Annotated in this window: 15 protein-coding genes; all 15 read left to right on the forward strand. The window is 58.9% G+C overall.

All coding sequences use genetic code 11. The features are described from left to right. Positions 1 to 60: 60 nt before the first annotated feature. The 15 genes from G1C98_RS01955 to G1C98_RS02025 all read left to right on the forward strand — a co-directional run bounded on the left by G1C98_RS01955 (position 61) and on the right by G1C98_RS02025 (position 15,765). Complete coding sequence (locus tag G1C98_RS01955; protein WP_169079158.1) at positions 61 to 717, forward strand: amino acid ABC transporter permease; 657 nt, start codon at positions 61 to 63, stop codon at positions 715 to 717. Further along, entirely contained in the window at positions 704 to 1,378 is a 675-nt protein-coding gene (locus G1C98_RS01960; protein ID WP_169078750.1) for an amino acid ABC transporter permease, read from the forward strand. The genes G1C98_RS01955 and G1C98_RS01960 overlap by 14 nt, the downstream gene beginning before the upstream one ends. After that, a complete protein-coding gene (locus G1C98_RS01965; RefSeq protein WP_169078752.1) occupies positions 1,371 to 2,204 on the forward strand; it encodes an amino acid ABC transporter ATP-binding protein in 834 nt (277 codons plus the stop codon). The genes G1C98_RS01960 and G1C98_RS01965 overlap by 8 nt, the downstream gene beginning before the upstream one ends. Before the next feature lie 15 nt (positions 2,205 to 2,219). Beyond that, positions 2,220 to 3,119: a cysteine ABC transporter substrate-binding protein gene (locus G1C98_RS01970; protein WP_169078754.1), complete on the forward strand. Its 900-nt coding sequence runs from the start codon at positions 2,220 to 2,222 to the stop codon at positions 3,117 to 3,119. Between the two features lie 385 nt (positions 3,120 to 3,504). After that, positions 3,505 to 5,211 carry an acetolactate synthase large subunit gene (locus G1C98_RS01975; RefSeq protein WP_335341278.1) on the forward strand — a complete coding sequence of 569 codons (1,707 nt, stop codon included), beginning with the start codon at positions 3,505 to 3,507 and terminating at the stop codon, positions 5,209 to 5,211. 147 nt (positions 5,212 to 5,358) lie between these two features. Further along, positions 5,359 to 6,369 carry a ketopantoate reductase family protein gene (locus tag G1C98_RS01980; RefSeq protein WP_169078755.1) on the forward strand — a complete coding sequence of 337 codons (1,011 nt, stop codon included), beginning with the start codon at positions 5,359 to 5,361 and terminating at the stop codon, positions 6,367 to 6,369. A 65-nt stretch (positions 6,370 to 6,434) separates the two neighbouring features. Next, positions 6,435 to 7,310 (forward strand): MetQ/NlpA family ABC transporter substrate-binding protein, encoded by an 876-nt coding sequence (locus G1C98_RS01985; RefSeq protein WP_169078756.1) that lies wholly within the window; start codon positions 6,435 to 6,437, stop codon positions 7,308 to 7,310. A gap of 85 nt (positions 7,311 to 7,395) precedes the next feature. Beyond that, positions 7,396 to 8,472 (forward strand): methionine ABC transporter ATP-binding protein, encoded by a 1,077-nt coding sequence (locus G1C98_RS01990; protein ID WP_169078757.1) that lies wholly within the window; start codon positions 7,396 to 7,398, stop codon positions 8,470 to 8,472. 4 nt (positions 8,473 to 8,476) lie between these two features. After that, positions 8,477 to 9,136, forward strand: coding sequence for a methionine ABC transporter permease (locus G1C98_RS01995; protein WP_169078758.1), 660 nt, complete (start codon positions 8,477 to 8,479; stop codon positions 9,134 to 9,136). 102 nt (positions 9,137 to 9,238) lie between these two features. Continuing rightward, on the forward strand, positions 9,239 to 10,414 hold the full coding sequence (locus G1C98_RS02000) for a pyridoxal phosphate-dependent aminotransferase (RefSeq protein ID WP_169078759.1): 1,176 nt from the start codon (positions 9,239 to 9,241) through the stop codon (positions 10,412 to 10,414). A 634-nt stretch (positions 10,415 to 11,048) separates the two neighbouring features. Further along, on the forward strand, positions 11,049 to 12,215 hold the full coding sequence (locus G1C98_RS02005) for an iron-containing alcohol dehydrogenase (RefSeq protein WP_169078760.1): 1,167 nt from the start codon (positions 11,049 to 11,051) through the stop codon (positions 12,213 to 12,215). Between the two features lie 30 nt (positions 12,216 to 12,245). Next, positions 12,246 to 13,307, forward strand: a complete 1,062-nt coding sequence (locus tag G1C98_RS02010) for a methionine ABC transporter ATP-binding protein (protein ID WP_169078761.1) — start codon at positions 12,246 to 12,248, stop codon at positions 13,305 to 13,307. Then, complete coding sequence (locus G1C98_RS02015; RefSeq protein WP_169078762.1) at positions 13,304 to 13,981, forward strand: methionine ABC transporter permease; 678 nt, start codon at positions 13,304 to 13,306, stop codon at positions 13,979 to 13,981. Before G1C98_RS02010 ends, G1C98_RS02015 begins: the two co-directional genes overlap by 4 nt. Before the next feature lie 62 nt (positions 13,982 to 14,043). Further along, positions 14,044 to 14,910, forward strand: a complete 867-nt coding sequence (locus G1C98_RS02020; protein ID WP_169078763.1) for a MetQ/NlpA family ABC transporter substrate-binding protein — start codon at positions 14,044 to 14,046, stop codon at positions 14,908 to 14,910. Between the two features lie 21 nt (positions 14,911 to 14,931). After that, positions 14,932 to 15,765 carry a DUF1684 domain-containing protein gene (locus G1C98_RS02025; RefSeq protein ID WP_169078764.1) on the forward strand — a complete coding sequence of 278 codons (834 nt, stop codon included), beginning with the start codon at positions 14,932 to 14,934 and terminating at the stop codon, positions 15,763 to 15,765. Positions 15,766 to 15,779 lie beyond the last annotated feature (14 nt).

Raw genomic sequence — 15,779 nt, forward strand, 5'->3', positions numbered from 1 at the left:
GTCCATCAAGGCAAGGAAACACGCGGAATATCACAAGAGATGGAAGAAAGAAAGGGTGTTATGTTCGACTGGTCGTTCGTCCAGCGCTATGCGCCTTTTTTCGTAAAAGGCATGGAGATGACGCTGTTCATCTCCGTAATCGGCATCGTCCTGGCATTGGTCGTCGGCCTGATCTGCGCGGGCGTCGAACTCGCCAAAGTACCCGTCGCGCGGCAGATCGTGCGCGTGTACATCGAAATCAGCCGTAACACGCCACTGCTAGTGCAACTGTATTTCCTGTTCTTCGGATTGCCGAAGCTCGGCGTCGTCTGGTCGGCGGAAACCTGCGCGATCGTGGGACTGGGATTCCTCGGCGGATCATACATGGCCGAAGCCATGCGTGCGGGATTGCAGGCTGTGCCTGAAGTGCAACGCGAAACCGCCTACGTGCTGGGGTTCACGCCACTGCAATCCATCACACGCGTCGTTCTGCCGCAAGCCGTATCGGGTGCCATCCCCGGCATCGTGGCCAACGTGATCTTCCTGTTCAAGGAATCCTCCGTGGTCTCCGCCATCGCGCTCGCCGACGTGATGTATATGGCCAAGGATCTGATCGGCATGTACTACAACACGTATGAATCGCTGGCCATGCTCATCGTGAGCTACCTGATCGTGCTCCTGCCGATCTCGCTGATCGGCACATGGCTGGAAAGGAGGTTCGACTATGCAAGGCGCTGAGATCCTCCTTTTGCCGGGCGTGATGCCGCGTCTGCTGCAGGGCCTGTGGGTCACGGTGTGGATCGCCGCTGTCTCCGTGATCGTATCCGTTCCTGTGGGTCTGTTGGTTGGCTGGCTGATGACGTTGAAGAACCCGGTGGTGCGCGTGCTGATGCGCATCTACCTCGACTTCATCCGTATCATGCCGCAGCTTGCGTTGCTGTTCCTCGCCTATTACGGTTTCGCGCGCTGGTTCGATTGGAACCTGGACGCGACCGGGGCGTGCGTGCTGGTGTTCATCCTGTGGGGCGGCGCCGAACTGGGCGACCTGGTGCGTGGCGCGTTGCAGTCGATTCCCGAGATCCAGGCCGAATCGGCGTACGTATTGGGCCTGACCGGATGGCAGAGCTTCGTGCATGTGATCCTGCCGCAGGCGCTGCGCAGACTGCTGCCCGCTTCGGTGAATCTGGCGACGCGTATCGTGAAGACCACGTCGCTGGCGGTACTGCTCGGCGTGGTCGAGGTGATCAAGGTCGGCCAGCAGATCATCGATGCGAACCGATTCCAATACCCGGACGGAACCCTGTGGATCTACGGGGTGATCTTCTTCATGTACTTCATCGTGTGCTGGCCGCTTTCCATCGTGGCCCGTCGACTTGAGAAAAGGTGGGCAAATGACTGATATCGATGCCAACGTGAGCGCAGGCGCGGCCAAGGGCGCGGCGCTGTCCGTACGGAATCTGGTCAAGCAGTACGCCAATGCCGATCGCCGTGTACTCGACGACGTGAGCTTCGACGTGCCCAAGGGGCGCGTACTGGTGGTGGTGGGGCCGTCCGGCTCCGGCAAGTCCACGCTGCTGCGCACCATCGCCGGTCTGGAGCCCATTCAGGGCGGCCAGATCGCCTTGGAAGGCAAGGTCATCGAGACCGGCAAGCCCGGCAGTGAGAAGGATGGGCGCTCGGCACGTTCCAGCGAGCTGCGCACGCATATCGGCATGGTGTTCCAAAGCTATGATCTGTTCCCGAACAAGACCGTGCTCGGCAACATCATGATGGCCCCGCTGCTGGTGCAGAAGCGCGACAAGGCCGAGGTCGAGCGCGAGGCGCTGGAACTGCTCGGCAAGGTCGGTCTTGCCGACCGCAAGGATTCCTGGCCCCACGAACTGTCCGGCGGCCAGCGTCAGCGCATCGCCATCTGCCGTGCGCTCATCCTGCACCCCGAAGTACTGCTGTTCGACGAGATCACCGCGGCCCTCGACCCGGAAATGGTGCGCGAGGTGCTTGACGTGGTGATCGGTCTTGCCCAGGCCGGCCAGACGATGGTGATCGTCACACATGAGATGCGGTTCGCCCGCGCCATCGCCGACGAGATCATCATGCTGGAAGACGGGCATATCGTCGAACAATCCACCGATCCCGAACGGTTCTTCACCGAGCCGGAGACGGAACGTGCGCGCCAGTTCCTGCGCACCTTTGAATTTGAGCGTGCATCGCACGATCAGCAATAGAGAAGAAGGTAAACCATGAAGTTCAACATCAAGCCGCTGAAAGCCGTCATCGCCGCGTCCGCAGCACTGATTATGGGTGCTTCCCTCGCTGCGTGCGGTCCGAGCGCAGCCTCGCCGAGCGATGCCTCGTCGTCGTCCGACACCACCACGTCCTCCACCGCCAAGGCCCGTACCCTGAACGAGATCAAGAAGTCCGGCGTGCTCAAGGTGGCCGTGTTCTCCGACAAGGCCCCGTTCGGCTACATCGACAAGGACGGCAAGAATGCCGGCTACGACATCGTTTTCGCCGAGCGCCTTGCGAAGGATCTGGGCGTGAAGGTCAAGTACACCTCCGTCGACCCGGCAGCCCGCGTGGACGTGCTCACCTCCAACAAGGTGGACATCACCCTGGCCAACTTCACCGTGACCGACGAACGCAAGGAGAAGGTCGACTTCGCCAAGCCGTACATGAAGGTCTCGCTCGGCGTGGTCTCCCCGGAGAACGCCGAGATCACCGACGTGAGCCAGCTCAAGGGAAAGACCCTGATCATCGCCAAGGGCACCACCGCCGAAAGCTACTTCGAGAAGAACCAGCCCGACGTGAAGCTGCAGAAGTACGACCAGTACGCCGACGCCTACAACGCGCTGCTCGACGGCCGTGGCGACGCCTTCTCCACCGACAACACCGAGGTGCTGGCTTGGGCCAAGTCCAACAAGGGCTTCAAGGTGGGCATCACCAAGCTCGGTGACGAGGACACCATCGCACCCGCCGTGCAGAAGGGCAACAAGGAGCTGCTCAACTGGATCAACGACGAGATCGACAAGCTCGGCAAGGAGAACTTCTTCCACAAGGATTACGAGAAGACCCTTGAGCCGGTGTACGGCGACGATGTCAGCCCGGATGACATCGTGGTCGAGGGCGGCAAGGTCGACTGAATGGTCGATTGATCGTCTGATTGTCTGATTGATTGACGGCTTGCCTTGCATAACGCATACGAGCCGTGGGAACCGCGTTCCAATCGCCGAACCGAATAGCGACATATTCGGTTCGGCGGCGGGGCGCGGTTCGTCGTATATGGGCGAGGATGCCGTGCGAAGAGGCAGTGGCATCGGGCGGGGCCGCGGATTCGGACGCAGTGTTTTCGGTGCATGGGGCGGGGCTGACGAGGTTACCGGCAGGCCATCGTTTGTTTACAAAAGTGTGCGATACGTTATCGAAGGCGTTACAAATCAATCGTTAGTATGTGGGCTCGTGAATACCGAAACAGCCAACACCGCAGTAATCGAAAAGCCGGCCGAAACCACCGCCGACAAGCCCAGCATCGACAAATCCACCACTGACAATTCCACCGCGCAGCTGGCCAAGGAGCATGTGCGCAACGTCGCCGACCTGTTCGTCGAATGCCTCGTCAACGAAGGCGTGCACGTCATCTACGGCATTCCCGGCGAGGAGAACATCCCGCTCATGGAAGCGCTAGAACGCGACGGCCGCATCCGCTTCGTACTGACTCGCCACGAACAGGGCGCCGGATTCATGGCCTCCGCCCAAGGGCACCTCACCGGCAAGCCGGGCGTCTGCCTCGCCACACTCGGCCCCGGCGCGCTGAACCTCACCCTCCCCGTGGCCCAGGCCAATGCCAGCACCACGCCGATGGTGGCCATCTGTGCACAAGGCAACGTAAGCCGCCTGTACAAGGAATCGCATCAGATCGTGGATCTGGTCTCCGTGTTCCGCCCGCTCACGCAATGGACCAGCATGATCTCCACGCCGGTGGCGGTGCCGGAAATCATCCGCAAGGCCTTCTCCGTCGCACAGCGCAAACGCCCGGGCGCGACCTGCCTCATTCTGCCCGAGGACGTGGCGGAGATGCCGGTCCCGGCCGGTGCCAAGCCGCTGCCGCTGCCGGACAGCATGCACATCCGCCCCACCGACGGCACCATCGCTCGCGCGGTCGACATCATCAGCCAGGCGCAGCATCCGATCATCCTCGCAGGCAACGGCGTGGCTCGCGCACACGCCGAAAACCGGCTGCTGGCCCTCGCCGAACAGCTCAACGTGCCGGTGGCGACCACCTTCGAGGGCAAGGGCGTGATCTCGGATCACATCCCCAACGCGCTCGGCGTGGTCGGCTTCATGAAGCACGATTACGAGAACTTCGCATTCGACGAGGCGGACCTGATTATCTCCGTCGGCTTCTCGATCCAGCAGTTCGACCCGAAGAAGATCAACCCGAACGACGACAAGACGATCATCCATATCAACACGTTCGTGGAAGACACCGACGCGCACTATTCGACCGCCCTCAACATCATGGGCGACATCGACCAGACGCTGGAGGCACTGATCGACAGACTGCGCGTGAAAGGCATCCGATTCGACGAATCGCACCCGCTGATCCACGAGCTGCTCGACGGCGAATTCCGCTCGTACGCCACGGACGACTCCTTCCCGATGAAGCCGCAGCGCATCGTCTACGACACCCGAAGGGCCATGGACGACGGCGACATCACGCTGGTGGACACCGGTGCGCTGAAGATGTGGATGGCGCGCCTGTACCCCACGTACTATTCCAACACCTGCGTGATCGACAACTCCCTGTCCACCATGGCATGGACGCTGCCCGGAGCGGTGGCGGCCTCGCTGGAGAACCCCGGCCGCCCCGTGCTGGCCACGATGGGCGACGGCAGCTTCCTGATGAACGTCCAGGAGATCGAGACCGCGGTGCGCGTCGGCGCGCGCGTGGTGGCGCTCGTCTGGGTGGACAAGGCGTATGGTCTGATCAAATGGAAGATGAACATCCACAACGGTTCATACGAGGACGTGGACTTCGACAACCCCGACGTATGCGAGCTGGCGCACAGCTTCGGCGCGCGCGGCCACATCATCGAATCCGCGGACGAACTCTACCCAACGTTGTGCGAGGCCCTGCAGGCCGGCAGCGGCGTGGACATCATCGCCTGCCCGGTCGACTACAGCGAGAACATGAAGCTCATCGAGAAGCTCGGCGAGGTCGATTTCAGCAACTGATAAGGCCCTATAGGCAGTGCTTATAGGCGTTGCAGCCGTTCATAACGAGCGCGTATAGCCACGCCGGGGCACTGCCTGTGTTTCTCCGATATCTTGTGAGTATTCGCTTGAAAACAAGGGAACACAGGAGAGAGGAGATAAGGGAATATGAAGTACGCGGTGATCGGTGCAGGCGGAATGGGCATCCAGTATGGTGTGCTGCTGCAGGAGTTTGCCCACAAGGATGTCGACTTCATCGACGCTTGGAAGCCGAACGTCGAGAAGATCCGCGAACAGGGCGGTGCCTACGTCTCCCAGGACGGGCAGGATCGCCACCTGGTGCCGATCGATATCTACTATCCCGAGGAATACACCGGCAAGCCCGACGTGTGGATCGTGTTCGTCAAGCAGATGCAGCTTGACGGCATACTCAAGCGCTGTGCCCACCTGTTCAACGACAAGCAGGTTGTGTTCTCCGCTATGAACGGCTACGGCCATTTCGAAAAACTCAACGAATACTTCTCCAAGGATCGTATCTACGGCGGCACGGCCCTAATCGGCGCATTCGTGTACGGCCCGGGCGATTTCAACTTCACCGGCGGCGCGCACGCCAAGGCCATGAACCTGTGTGCCTACGCCGACGAGGTGACCGACAAGGTAAAGACCGTGGAACAGGAACTGTTCGATGACTTCACCGCAGCCACACTGAACCCCACTATCGTTGACAACTTCATCGGCATGTGTATGGCCAAGATTGTGTTCAACTCCGTGCTCAACACGTTGTGTACGATGTACCAGATTCGATTCGGCGAATTTCATGCGCATCCCGACGCACGCTGGCTCACCGAGCAGTTGGTAGACGAAGCCTACAGCGCCGTCGAGGCGGCCGGATTCAAACTGCTCGGCACCCGTGAAAGCGAAGTGGAAACCATCCTGCACACCGCCGGTGTGGCGCACCCGTTGCACTACCCGTCCATGTATCAGGATCTGACCAAGGGCAGGCCCACGGAAGTCGACTACATCAACGGCTACATCGCCAAGGTCGGACGTGAACACGGCTACGTGTGCAAGCTGCACGAATTCCTCACCCGTGAGGTCCACCTGGCGGAACGTGCGTTCGCCATTCATCATCCCGACATCGTCGCACAGGCTAAGGCCGACGCCGAAGCCAGCAAGTGAACGCATCCGCACCCACATTCGAACAATCGCAAGAACAAGAGAGACATACCAAGAAGGACACAACCATGACCACCATCCTCAAGAAGAAGACAGGCATCAAGCGCGCACTCGCCGCGGTGCTCGCCGCCGCGACGCTCATCTCCGTTGCCGCCTGCGGTTCGAGCAATAGCTCATCCACATCGAATGGATCGCTGAATGCCTCCAAGGGCAAGACCACCAAAATCACCGTCGGCGTGTGCCCCGGGCCCTACGGAGACATGATCGATAAGGTCATCGGTCCGCTGCTCAAGGATGACGGATTCGAGCTGAAGACCAAGCTGTTCAACGACTACGTTCAGCCCGACAAGGCACTCGCATCCGGTTCCATTCAGGCCAACCTGATGCAGCACATCAACTACCTGAACAAGTTCACCAAGGACAATAACCTCGATCTGACCTCGCTTGGTCAGGTGCCTACGCTGGGTCTGGGCATCTACTCCAACAAGTACAAGTCCATCAAGGACATCAAGGATGGTTCCACCGTGTCCATCGCGGCGGATGGTTCCAACCTTGCCCGTTCGCTCGGTGTGCTTGAACAGCAGGGTCTGGTGACTCTCAAGGGCGACGTGGATTCCACCAAGGCCTCTGTCAACGACATCAAGGACAATCCGAAGAACCTCAAGATCAAGACGCTTGATGCCGCGCAGCTCGCCCGCTCCGTCGACACCGTTGACGTGGCCCTTGTCCCGGGCAACTTCGCCTGGGCCGCAGGACTCAAGCCGTCCGAGGCTCTGGCCATGGAGAAGCAGGACGAAGGCGTGATCAACGTCTTCGTGGTCAATACCAAGGACGCCGACTCCGACTTCGGCAAGGCCGTCAAGAAGTTGCTCAGTAGCCAGGAGTTCAAGGACGCCATCGCCAAGAGCGAGTTCAAGGACTTCGGCAAGCCAACCACTTGGTGATCGCCGCCAACGAAAAACGAACATTGGGCCCGCATAAGCCGATCGGCTGCATGCGGGCCTTCTATTCGAACGAAACGAGGAACGAATGAGCGTCATCGAACTGAACGACGTGTCGGTCACCTTCCATGAGGCCGGGCGTACCGTCGAAGCGGTCAAGCATGTGAGCCTCAGCGTGGAGAAGGGCGAGATCTTCGGCATCGTCGGATTCTCCGGTGCCGGCAAGTCGACGCTGGTGCGCACCATCAACCTGCTGGAGCGTCCCACCGGTGGCAAGGTGCTTATCGACGGCACCGACATCACCGGAATCAAGGGTGCGGAGTTGCGTGAGCTGCGCAAGAAGATCGGCTTCATCTTCCAAGGATTCAACCTGATCACCAACGTCACCGTAGGCAAGAACATCGAGTTCGCACTTAAGGCTGGCGGATACCCGAAGGCACAATGGCAGGAGCGTATTCGTGAACTGCTTCAGCTTGTCGGTTTGGAGAACAAGATCGACAGCTATCCGTCCAGTCTGTCCGGCGGGCAGAAGCAGCGCGTCTCCATCGCACGTGCCTTGGCGAACAAGCCGGAGATCCTGCTGTGCGACGAGGCAACCAGCGCATTGGACCTCGAAACCACGGAAGGCATTCTGGCATTGCTGCAGCGCATCAACCGTGAGCTCGGCATCACCATCGTGTTCATCACGCATCAGCTGGATGTGGCCAAGCAGATCTTCGACCGCGTGGCCGTTATGGAAAACGGTGTGGTGGTGGAACAAGGCAACACCTTCGATGTGTTCAGCTCGCCGAAGCACCCGACCACCAAGGCGTTGGTGGAACGCTATCTCGGCATCCAGGTGCCACCGCAACTCGTGCCATCGCTGCCGGCAGGCACCATCGTGGAGCTGAGATACAAGGGCGATGCCGCGCTCGAACCTCTGATCAGCCGAGTGGCGCAGGATTATGGCGTGAGCATCGATGTGCTGCACGCCAACGTGGAATACTTCGGCTCGCAGGCCATCGGCATCCTCATCGTGCTGGTGGCGGGGAAGGGCGAATCCCTGAGCCAGGCGCTGGCGCAGCTGAGAACGCATGTGTTCAGCTACAGGGAACTTGATCGAAAGCAGCTGGCCGCTGCAACGGAACAGGGCGGCGCGAAGCCCGCCGAAACGCAGGAGGCATGAAGATATGGAAGAGACACTGCAGATTCTTCGGGAGAACCTTGGACAGGCATTGCTCGACACGGCGTACATGGTCGTCGTTTCGGTCGTTATCGGCGTAGTGCTCGGCACGCTGGTGGCGTTGCTGCTGTATTTGACTGAGAATCGTCTGTTCACCCCCAACCACGCGCTTAATGCGATTGTGGGGTTCATCGTCAACGCGATTCGATCGCTGCCGTTCCTGATCCTCATGGTCGTGCTTATCCCTGTGGCGCAGTTCCTGCTGGGTGATCCGTACACACCGACCGGTGGTGCGATCTCCCTGTCCATTGCTGCGGTGCCGTTCTTCGCCCGCATCGCGGAAAGCGCGTTCTCCGAGGTGGATCCCGGTCTGCTGGAGGCGGCCATTTCCACCGGTGCCACCACGCGGCAGATCATCGTCGATGCGGTATTCCCGCAGGCGCTGCCGTCATTCATCCGCGGCGTAGTGCTCACCATTATCTCGCTGATCGGCTATTCCGCCATGGTCGGCACCATCGGTGCCGGTGGTATCGGCGACATGGCCATCCAGTACGGCTATAACAGGTATGAGACCGGCGTACTGGTGGCGATTGTGATCATCCTCATTGTCATCGTGCAAATCATTCAGTGGATTGGCGATTGGGGCGCACGCAAGGTGACGCACTGACCCGTCGACGTAGTGGGCGATTGCTCATTCGAAGGCGGATGCATTGAACGTTGACGCATGTTGTTGAACGTGCGATTAGAAATCAGTAAGAAGGATTCGTTCATGACCTCATATAGCTCACCAGTTTCATTCACCACGGTCGCGCAGTCCATTCCGCCGAACGTGTTCGCGGACATGGATCGCAAGGTGGCCGTCGCGGTGGCCGGCGGTGCCGACGTGATCGACCTGGCGAAAGGCAACCCCGACGCGTTCCCGGCGGACTTCATCCGCGACGTGGCCAAGCGCGCCGTCGACGACCCCGCGAACGCACGCTACTCGCCGTTCGACGGCAAGCCGAGTTTCCTACAGGCGGCCGAGCATTGGTATCGCGATACGTACGGCGTCGACTTGGACTGGAAGACGCAGCTATTCGCAGTGGAAGGCGCGGTCGACGGGCTGGCGGCATTGTTCGCCGTGCTCGTCTCGCCGGGCGATGCCGTGGCCTATGCGGACCCGTACTATCCCTCCTACCATTGCATGACGGTGATGAGCCGGGCGGAGGAGATTCTGCTGCCGTCGCTGCCGGAACGCGGCTTCCTGCCTGACTTGGACGCGGTGCCCGTGGACACGTGGGAGCGCGTGAAGGTGCTGGTGCTCAACTATCCGAACAATCCGACGGGCGCGCAGGCACCGCGCGAGTTCCTGGAACATGCCATCGAACTTGCGCACGAACACCATTTCGCCATCGTGCAGGACTTCGCCTACGCCGGGCTTGGCGTGCATGACCAGCAGATCAGCATTCTGTCGCTTCCCGGCTCGTTCGATGTGGCCGTGGAGGTGTGCTCGCTGTCGAAGATGTACGCGATGGCCGGCTGGCGTGCCGGTTTTATCGCCGGCAACGACGACATCGTGAGCCATGTGAAGCAATACCACTACCAGATGGGCTCCATGATCACGGGCAGCGTGCAGGACGCCGGTGCCGCCGCGTTGGAATCCGACCAGAGTTGTGTGCGCGAGCTGGCTAGGCGATATGCCGTCCGCCGTGAGATCGTGGCCGGAGGACTACGTGACGCCGGATTGGATGTGTTCGATTCAGACGGTGGCATCTACGCGTGGGTGCATGCGCCGGAAGGAGCGACAGGCGAACAGTTCGCTGATCTGCTGCTGGAACAGGCGGCCGTGGCGGCTCTGCCCGGAACCTGCTTTGGCAAGGTCGGCGTGGACTACGTGCGGTTCAGTCTGCTCAAGTCCGAAGATCAGCTGCGTGAAGCCGTGCGACGTGTAGCCGCAGTGCTGTAAGGGTTTCCGCTTTTCCGAAGAATGCCGTTTCCGCAAGGGGAGTGATGTCTGCTTCCTCTTGCGGGGCGGCTTTTTTATTGCGGCTGTGCTGTTTCGATGCCAATGTGCCGTTGATTCATCGCTGATTCAGTCGACTGGAACCTCGTTGATTTCCCGCGGTTCTTATCGCCTGATAACACTCCATAAACAACCGCTATGACGATTCGTACCTTGTATAACCAACGGTGATAGGGCACTGCGCGTGGCGCTGTGCAGGATGCGGTTAAGTAGAGGATAACGATCGCGTGAAGAGCACGCGGCAGGGAATCACAACCCAAGGGGGTGTGCACCATGACCAGATTCAACGTTCTGTTCGTATTCGGACCGTCGACTTGCGGTTCGTCCATTCATGCTTTCGAATCGATGGGCATGATGCCCGGCTCCAACTGTATTTCCTCTATGTGTTGATCATCCGAGGATGGATGGTGCCGGCGCTATGCGTAATGCCATAGCCCCGGAATATCAGATTTCTATCGAATAGCACAGCAGCAGACGTATATCGCCAGACGTATATCTTGTTGGTGCCTGCGTGCAATGCTTTTCGAATTTTCTCTTCTTTTTTCTTTCTTTGTCGCATTTTTACAAGGAGCATTCGATGACTTTTACGTACTATACGCAAAGCAAACTCGTATTCGGTGTGGGAGCCGAAGCCCAACTTGAGGATCTGCTCAAGGAAAACCATGCTACGTCCGTGCTGTTGGTGTACAGCGGGGAATACGTGTTCGACCTGGGTATTCATGACGTGGTCGATCGTGCGGTGCGTAATCTTGGCGCAACGTTGATCGAAACCGGTGAGGTCGTGCCGAATCCGAGAATCGATCTTGTCCGTGCGACCATCGAACGGGCCCGTGAGGCGAAGACCGATTTCATTCTCGCTGTTGGAGGAGCAAGCTCGTTCGACACGGCGAAAGCCGTTGGCGTTGGCCTGAAATACGACGGTGACGTGTGGGATCTCTTCACCGGCGTCGCCGAGCCGACCGACAGCGTTCCTGTCGGCGTCATCTCCACGATTCCCGGCAGCGGTTCCGAGGTATCCGATTGCGCGGTGCTTCAGCAGGGGCATGACAAGCGTGCCTTGGAGAATCGGATCGTCATTCCCCGGTTCGCGATCGTTAACCCGGAATACTCGCGCACCGCTCCCTACCATTACCAGGCTGCGGCCGTCGCCGATCTGGCCGTCGGATTCCTGGAACCGTATTTCACCGCGAAGAATCATCTCGAATCGGCCGATCGACTGCTCGAAGGCGGTCTGAAGGCCGCCTTGGTGGCAGGCAGGCGATTCGTCAAGAATCCGGATGACCTGAAAAACCGGACGGAGCTGCATTGGCTGTCCGCTACCATGTTCAACCACTGTTTCCTTGCGACGGGGTCGGAAAACGATTGGACGACCCATCGACTGGAGCACGAGCTCGGTGGCGAATTCGACGTGATTCATGGCGAAGGTATCGCGGCCATTCTGCCATCGATAATCCGGTATGTGTCCCGCCGTCAGCCGCAGCGTTACGCGCAGCTTGCCGTGCGTGTGCTCGGCGCCGATCCGTACGACGACAGCGAGGAACGGCTTGCCGCATACTTCGCGGATTATCTCGAATCGTATTTCAAACTGTTCGGACTTGCCACGAGCCTGCATGAGCTGAACATTCCGGAAGCATCCATCGAGCACATCGCCGATCAAGTCACCGGCGGCGGCATCAGGACGGTCGGCAACTACTTGCCGCTCACCCGCGACGATGTCGTCGAAGTTCTGCGGCTCGCCTACTAGACCAAACGCACCTATCGGAAGTGAGGATAAATGGCTGTACGGGAAGAGCGACAAGAAGCCATCGTATCGATACGGAATCTGAAGAAAACATACCGGACCGAAGACGGGGACAAGCTGGCCCTGCATGACATCGATCTCGACATCGCCCAAGGGGACATCTACGGCATCATCGGATTGAGTGGTGCGGGCAAATCCACGCTGGTGCGATGCATCAACGGCTTGGAACGGTACGACGAGGGATCCCTGAAAGTGGACGGTCGTGACATCGCCGACCTAAGCACCAAGGAACTGCGCAAAGCGCGTCGTTCCATCGGCATGATCTTCCAATCGTTCAACCTCATGCCGTCGCGAACGGTTGCGGGGAACGCGGAATTGGCATTGCTTGATTCCGGTCTTGACCGTGAGGCTCGCGCCTCCCGCGTCAAGGAGCTGCTTGGACTCGTCGACTTGTCCGAAAAGGCGCAAAGCTATCCCAACGAGCTTTCCGGCGGGCAGAAGCAGCGTGTGGCCATTGCCCGCGCACTGGCCAACAATCCCAGCATCCTGCTCAGCGACGAAGCCACCAGTGCATTGGACCCGAACACCACGAAATCGATCCTGAAACTGCTGAAGCACCTGCACGACACCTTGGGACTGACGATCATCATCATCACGCATCAGATGTCGGTCATCAAACAGATCTGCAATCGCGTCGCGGTCATCGAACACGGCACGATCGTCGAGGAAGGAAAGGTCTTCGACATCTTCGCGAATCCGAAGGCACCGTTGACGCAGGCATTCGTGGCCACGACATCCAACCTCGGCAAGATCAACGATCTGATTGAAGACCATTCGCCGCTCGTGGATTTGAAGTCTGGGCAGGTGCTGCTTCGTATGAAATACATCTCGAAGGAAGTCTCGGAGGCGCTGGTGTCGCATATCTCGCGCTCCTTCGGGCTTGACGTGAACATCATTTTCGGCGACATCGACATCATCGACAACGCCCCCCTGGGCGGTCTCGTCGTCATCCTGGAAGGCCCGGCCGACAGGTCGCAGGCGGCTATCGAATACCTGAAGAGCCGCAATATCGGAATTGAGGTGCTTGCACAATGAATATTCTCGCTCAGTGGTTCCCCAACGTCGCCAGTCGATTCCCGGAATTCGTCGATAGCTTCGTTCAGACGCTCATCATGATCGGGGTCGCCGGGGTAATCGCGTTTGTTCTGGCAACGCTATTCGCCGTGATCCTGACATTGACCCAGCGAGGCGGATTGACCCAGCAGGCCGTTGTCTTCAATATTCTGGACAAACTGATCAATCTGTTCCGTTCGATTCCGTTCATCATTCTCGCCGCCGCCCTGGTGCCGTTCACCAGAGCGCTGGTCGGAACAGCAATCGGCACGAAAGGCGCGATCTTCCCGCTGGTCGTCGGCATCACGCCGTTCTTCACCCGCCAGATCCAGTCGGCGCTCGCCGGTGTTGATACGGGACTTATCGAGGCCGCCGAATCCATGGGCATGAGCACTTCGAAAATCGTGTACCGGGTCTATCTCAGGGAATCGATCCCCTCGATCATCCGCGTGAGCATCATCGCGATCGTCAGCCTGATTGGTCTGACTGCAATTGTGGGCATCGTGGGCGGCGGCGGATTGGGTGATTTCGCCATCCGCTACGGATATCAGCGGTACATGCTGGATGCCACCTACGCGACCATCATCGTCCTGGTCATCCTCATCGGCGTCATCGAATTCATCGGCAGGCAGCTTGTGCTGCTGACCGAGCACTGATTCGCAGCAATCCAACTCAGCAACATCCAAAACATTTAAGCAATACATAGGAGAGAAACGACATGGCAACTGCAGGCAAGGCAAAGGCAAAGAGGAATCTGATAGCGGCTCTGATAGCCGTGGTGGTCGTGATTGCCGGCGTGGGAGGATACGCGGTATATCACAATGTGACCAGCAGCAAAGGCAAGGTCGTGACAGTGGGCGTGGCAGGCAATGCCGACGACGCCATCTGGGAGGCGGTGCAGAAGCAGCTCGACGCTGAAAAGGCGGGCATCACGATCAAGACGAAGCCATTCCAGGACGGCATCTACGCCAACCAGGCACAGGCCAACGGCGAACTCGACCTGACGGCGTTCCAGCATTACGCCTTCCTCAATCAGGAAAAGAAGCAGAAGGGCTATAAGCTCACACCCATCGCCGAAACGTACATCAGCCCCCTCAACCTGTATTCGAAGAAATACAAGAGCGTGAAGGATTTCAAGCCCGGTGACAAAATCGCCATTCCGAACAATGTCACCAATACCGGCCGCGCACTGAAGGTGCTCGACTCCGCCGGACTGATCAAGCTGAAGGACAGCACGAAGGAGAACCCCACAGTCGACGACATCGCCGAAAACCCCAGCGGTGTCGACATCGAACTCAACGATGCGGCCGCGATCATCAATCTTCTTCCGGATTACGCGGGCGGCATCACCAACACGAACTTCATCATCGATGCGGGCATGAAGACCAGCGACGCCATATACCAGGCGCCGATCGATACGAAGAACAAGAGCTTCAAGCCGTACATCAACGTCATCGTGGCACGCGACGACCAAAAGGACAATCCGACATACAAGAAGATCGTCGATGCCTACCACACCAAGGCCGTCGCCGATGCCATCAACAGGAACTACAAGGGCGCCGTGGTGCCTGTCTTCAAATACTGACACCGAACAAGGAGAACGACAATGACGATTCAGACGGATCCCTATATTCAGCAATGGTACATCTGGCATGCCCAGCGTATCGAGGAACTCACCTCGCCCCACGGGTATCTCGCCCCAACCTCCATCAATTGGATCAACGATGGGCAAAGCAAGACCATTGAAGGCATCCCCGGCACGTGGGCAGCCGAAGACGATTCCCTCACGTACACTCCCGAACCCGGCTCGACGGTGATCAACGCCGAGAAGGTGATTGACCAGCCAATCCGATTCACGCCTACGGCGTTCGGTGAGGAAGCCCTCGGGTATCTCGAATACGGCGACATTCGCATCGAAGTCAACGCGCAGACCAGCCTTACCGACCAAAACCGTCACCTGTTCTGGATCAGAATCAAGGATCCGAATGCGTCGAGGCGACAGGCCTTCACCGGGATAGACCATTACCCCGTCGATCCCAAATGGCGGATCCCCGCGACGTTCCGCTGGGCCAAGGACGATGAGCTCGACATCCACGATTCGGTAGTCAAAACGGTGCTGCAATCCTATCCGGTGATCGGATTCGTGGATTTCGACTACTCGGGAACGCACTATTCCCTTGTGGTGTCGAACGTATTCGGGCATGTCACCGTGTTCTTCACCGACGAGACGACAGGCAAGGAGACCTATGGCATCGGCCGTGTGCTGCACCTCGATCCCCTGAAACTCGACACGCTTGACGCAATCGATTTCAACTACGCGTTCAACTATCCATGCGCGTTCTCCATCTACTGCACATGCCCCATTCCATCCAAGCGGAACCATCTGGCGTTCGCAGTGGAAGCAGGGGAGAAGACACCGGACGACAGTGCGCAGTACTGAGTAGCGAAGGACAA

The organism is Bifidobacterium erythrocebi, assembly GCF_012932675.1.
GTDB lineage: Bacteria > Actinomycetota > Actinomycetes > Actinomycetales > Bifidobacteriaceae > Bifidobacterium > Bifidobacterium erythrocebi.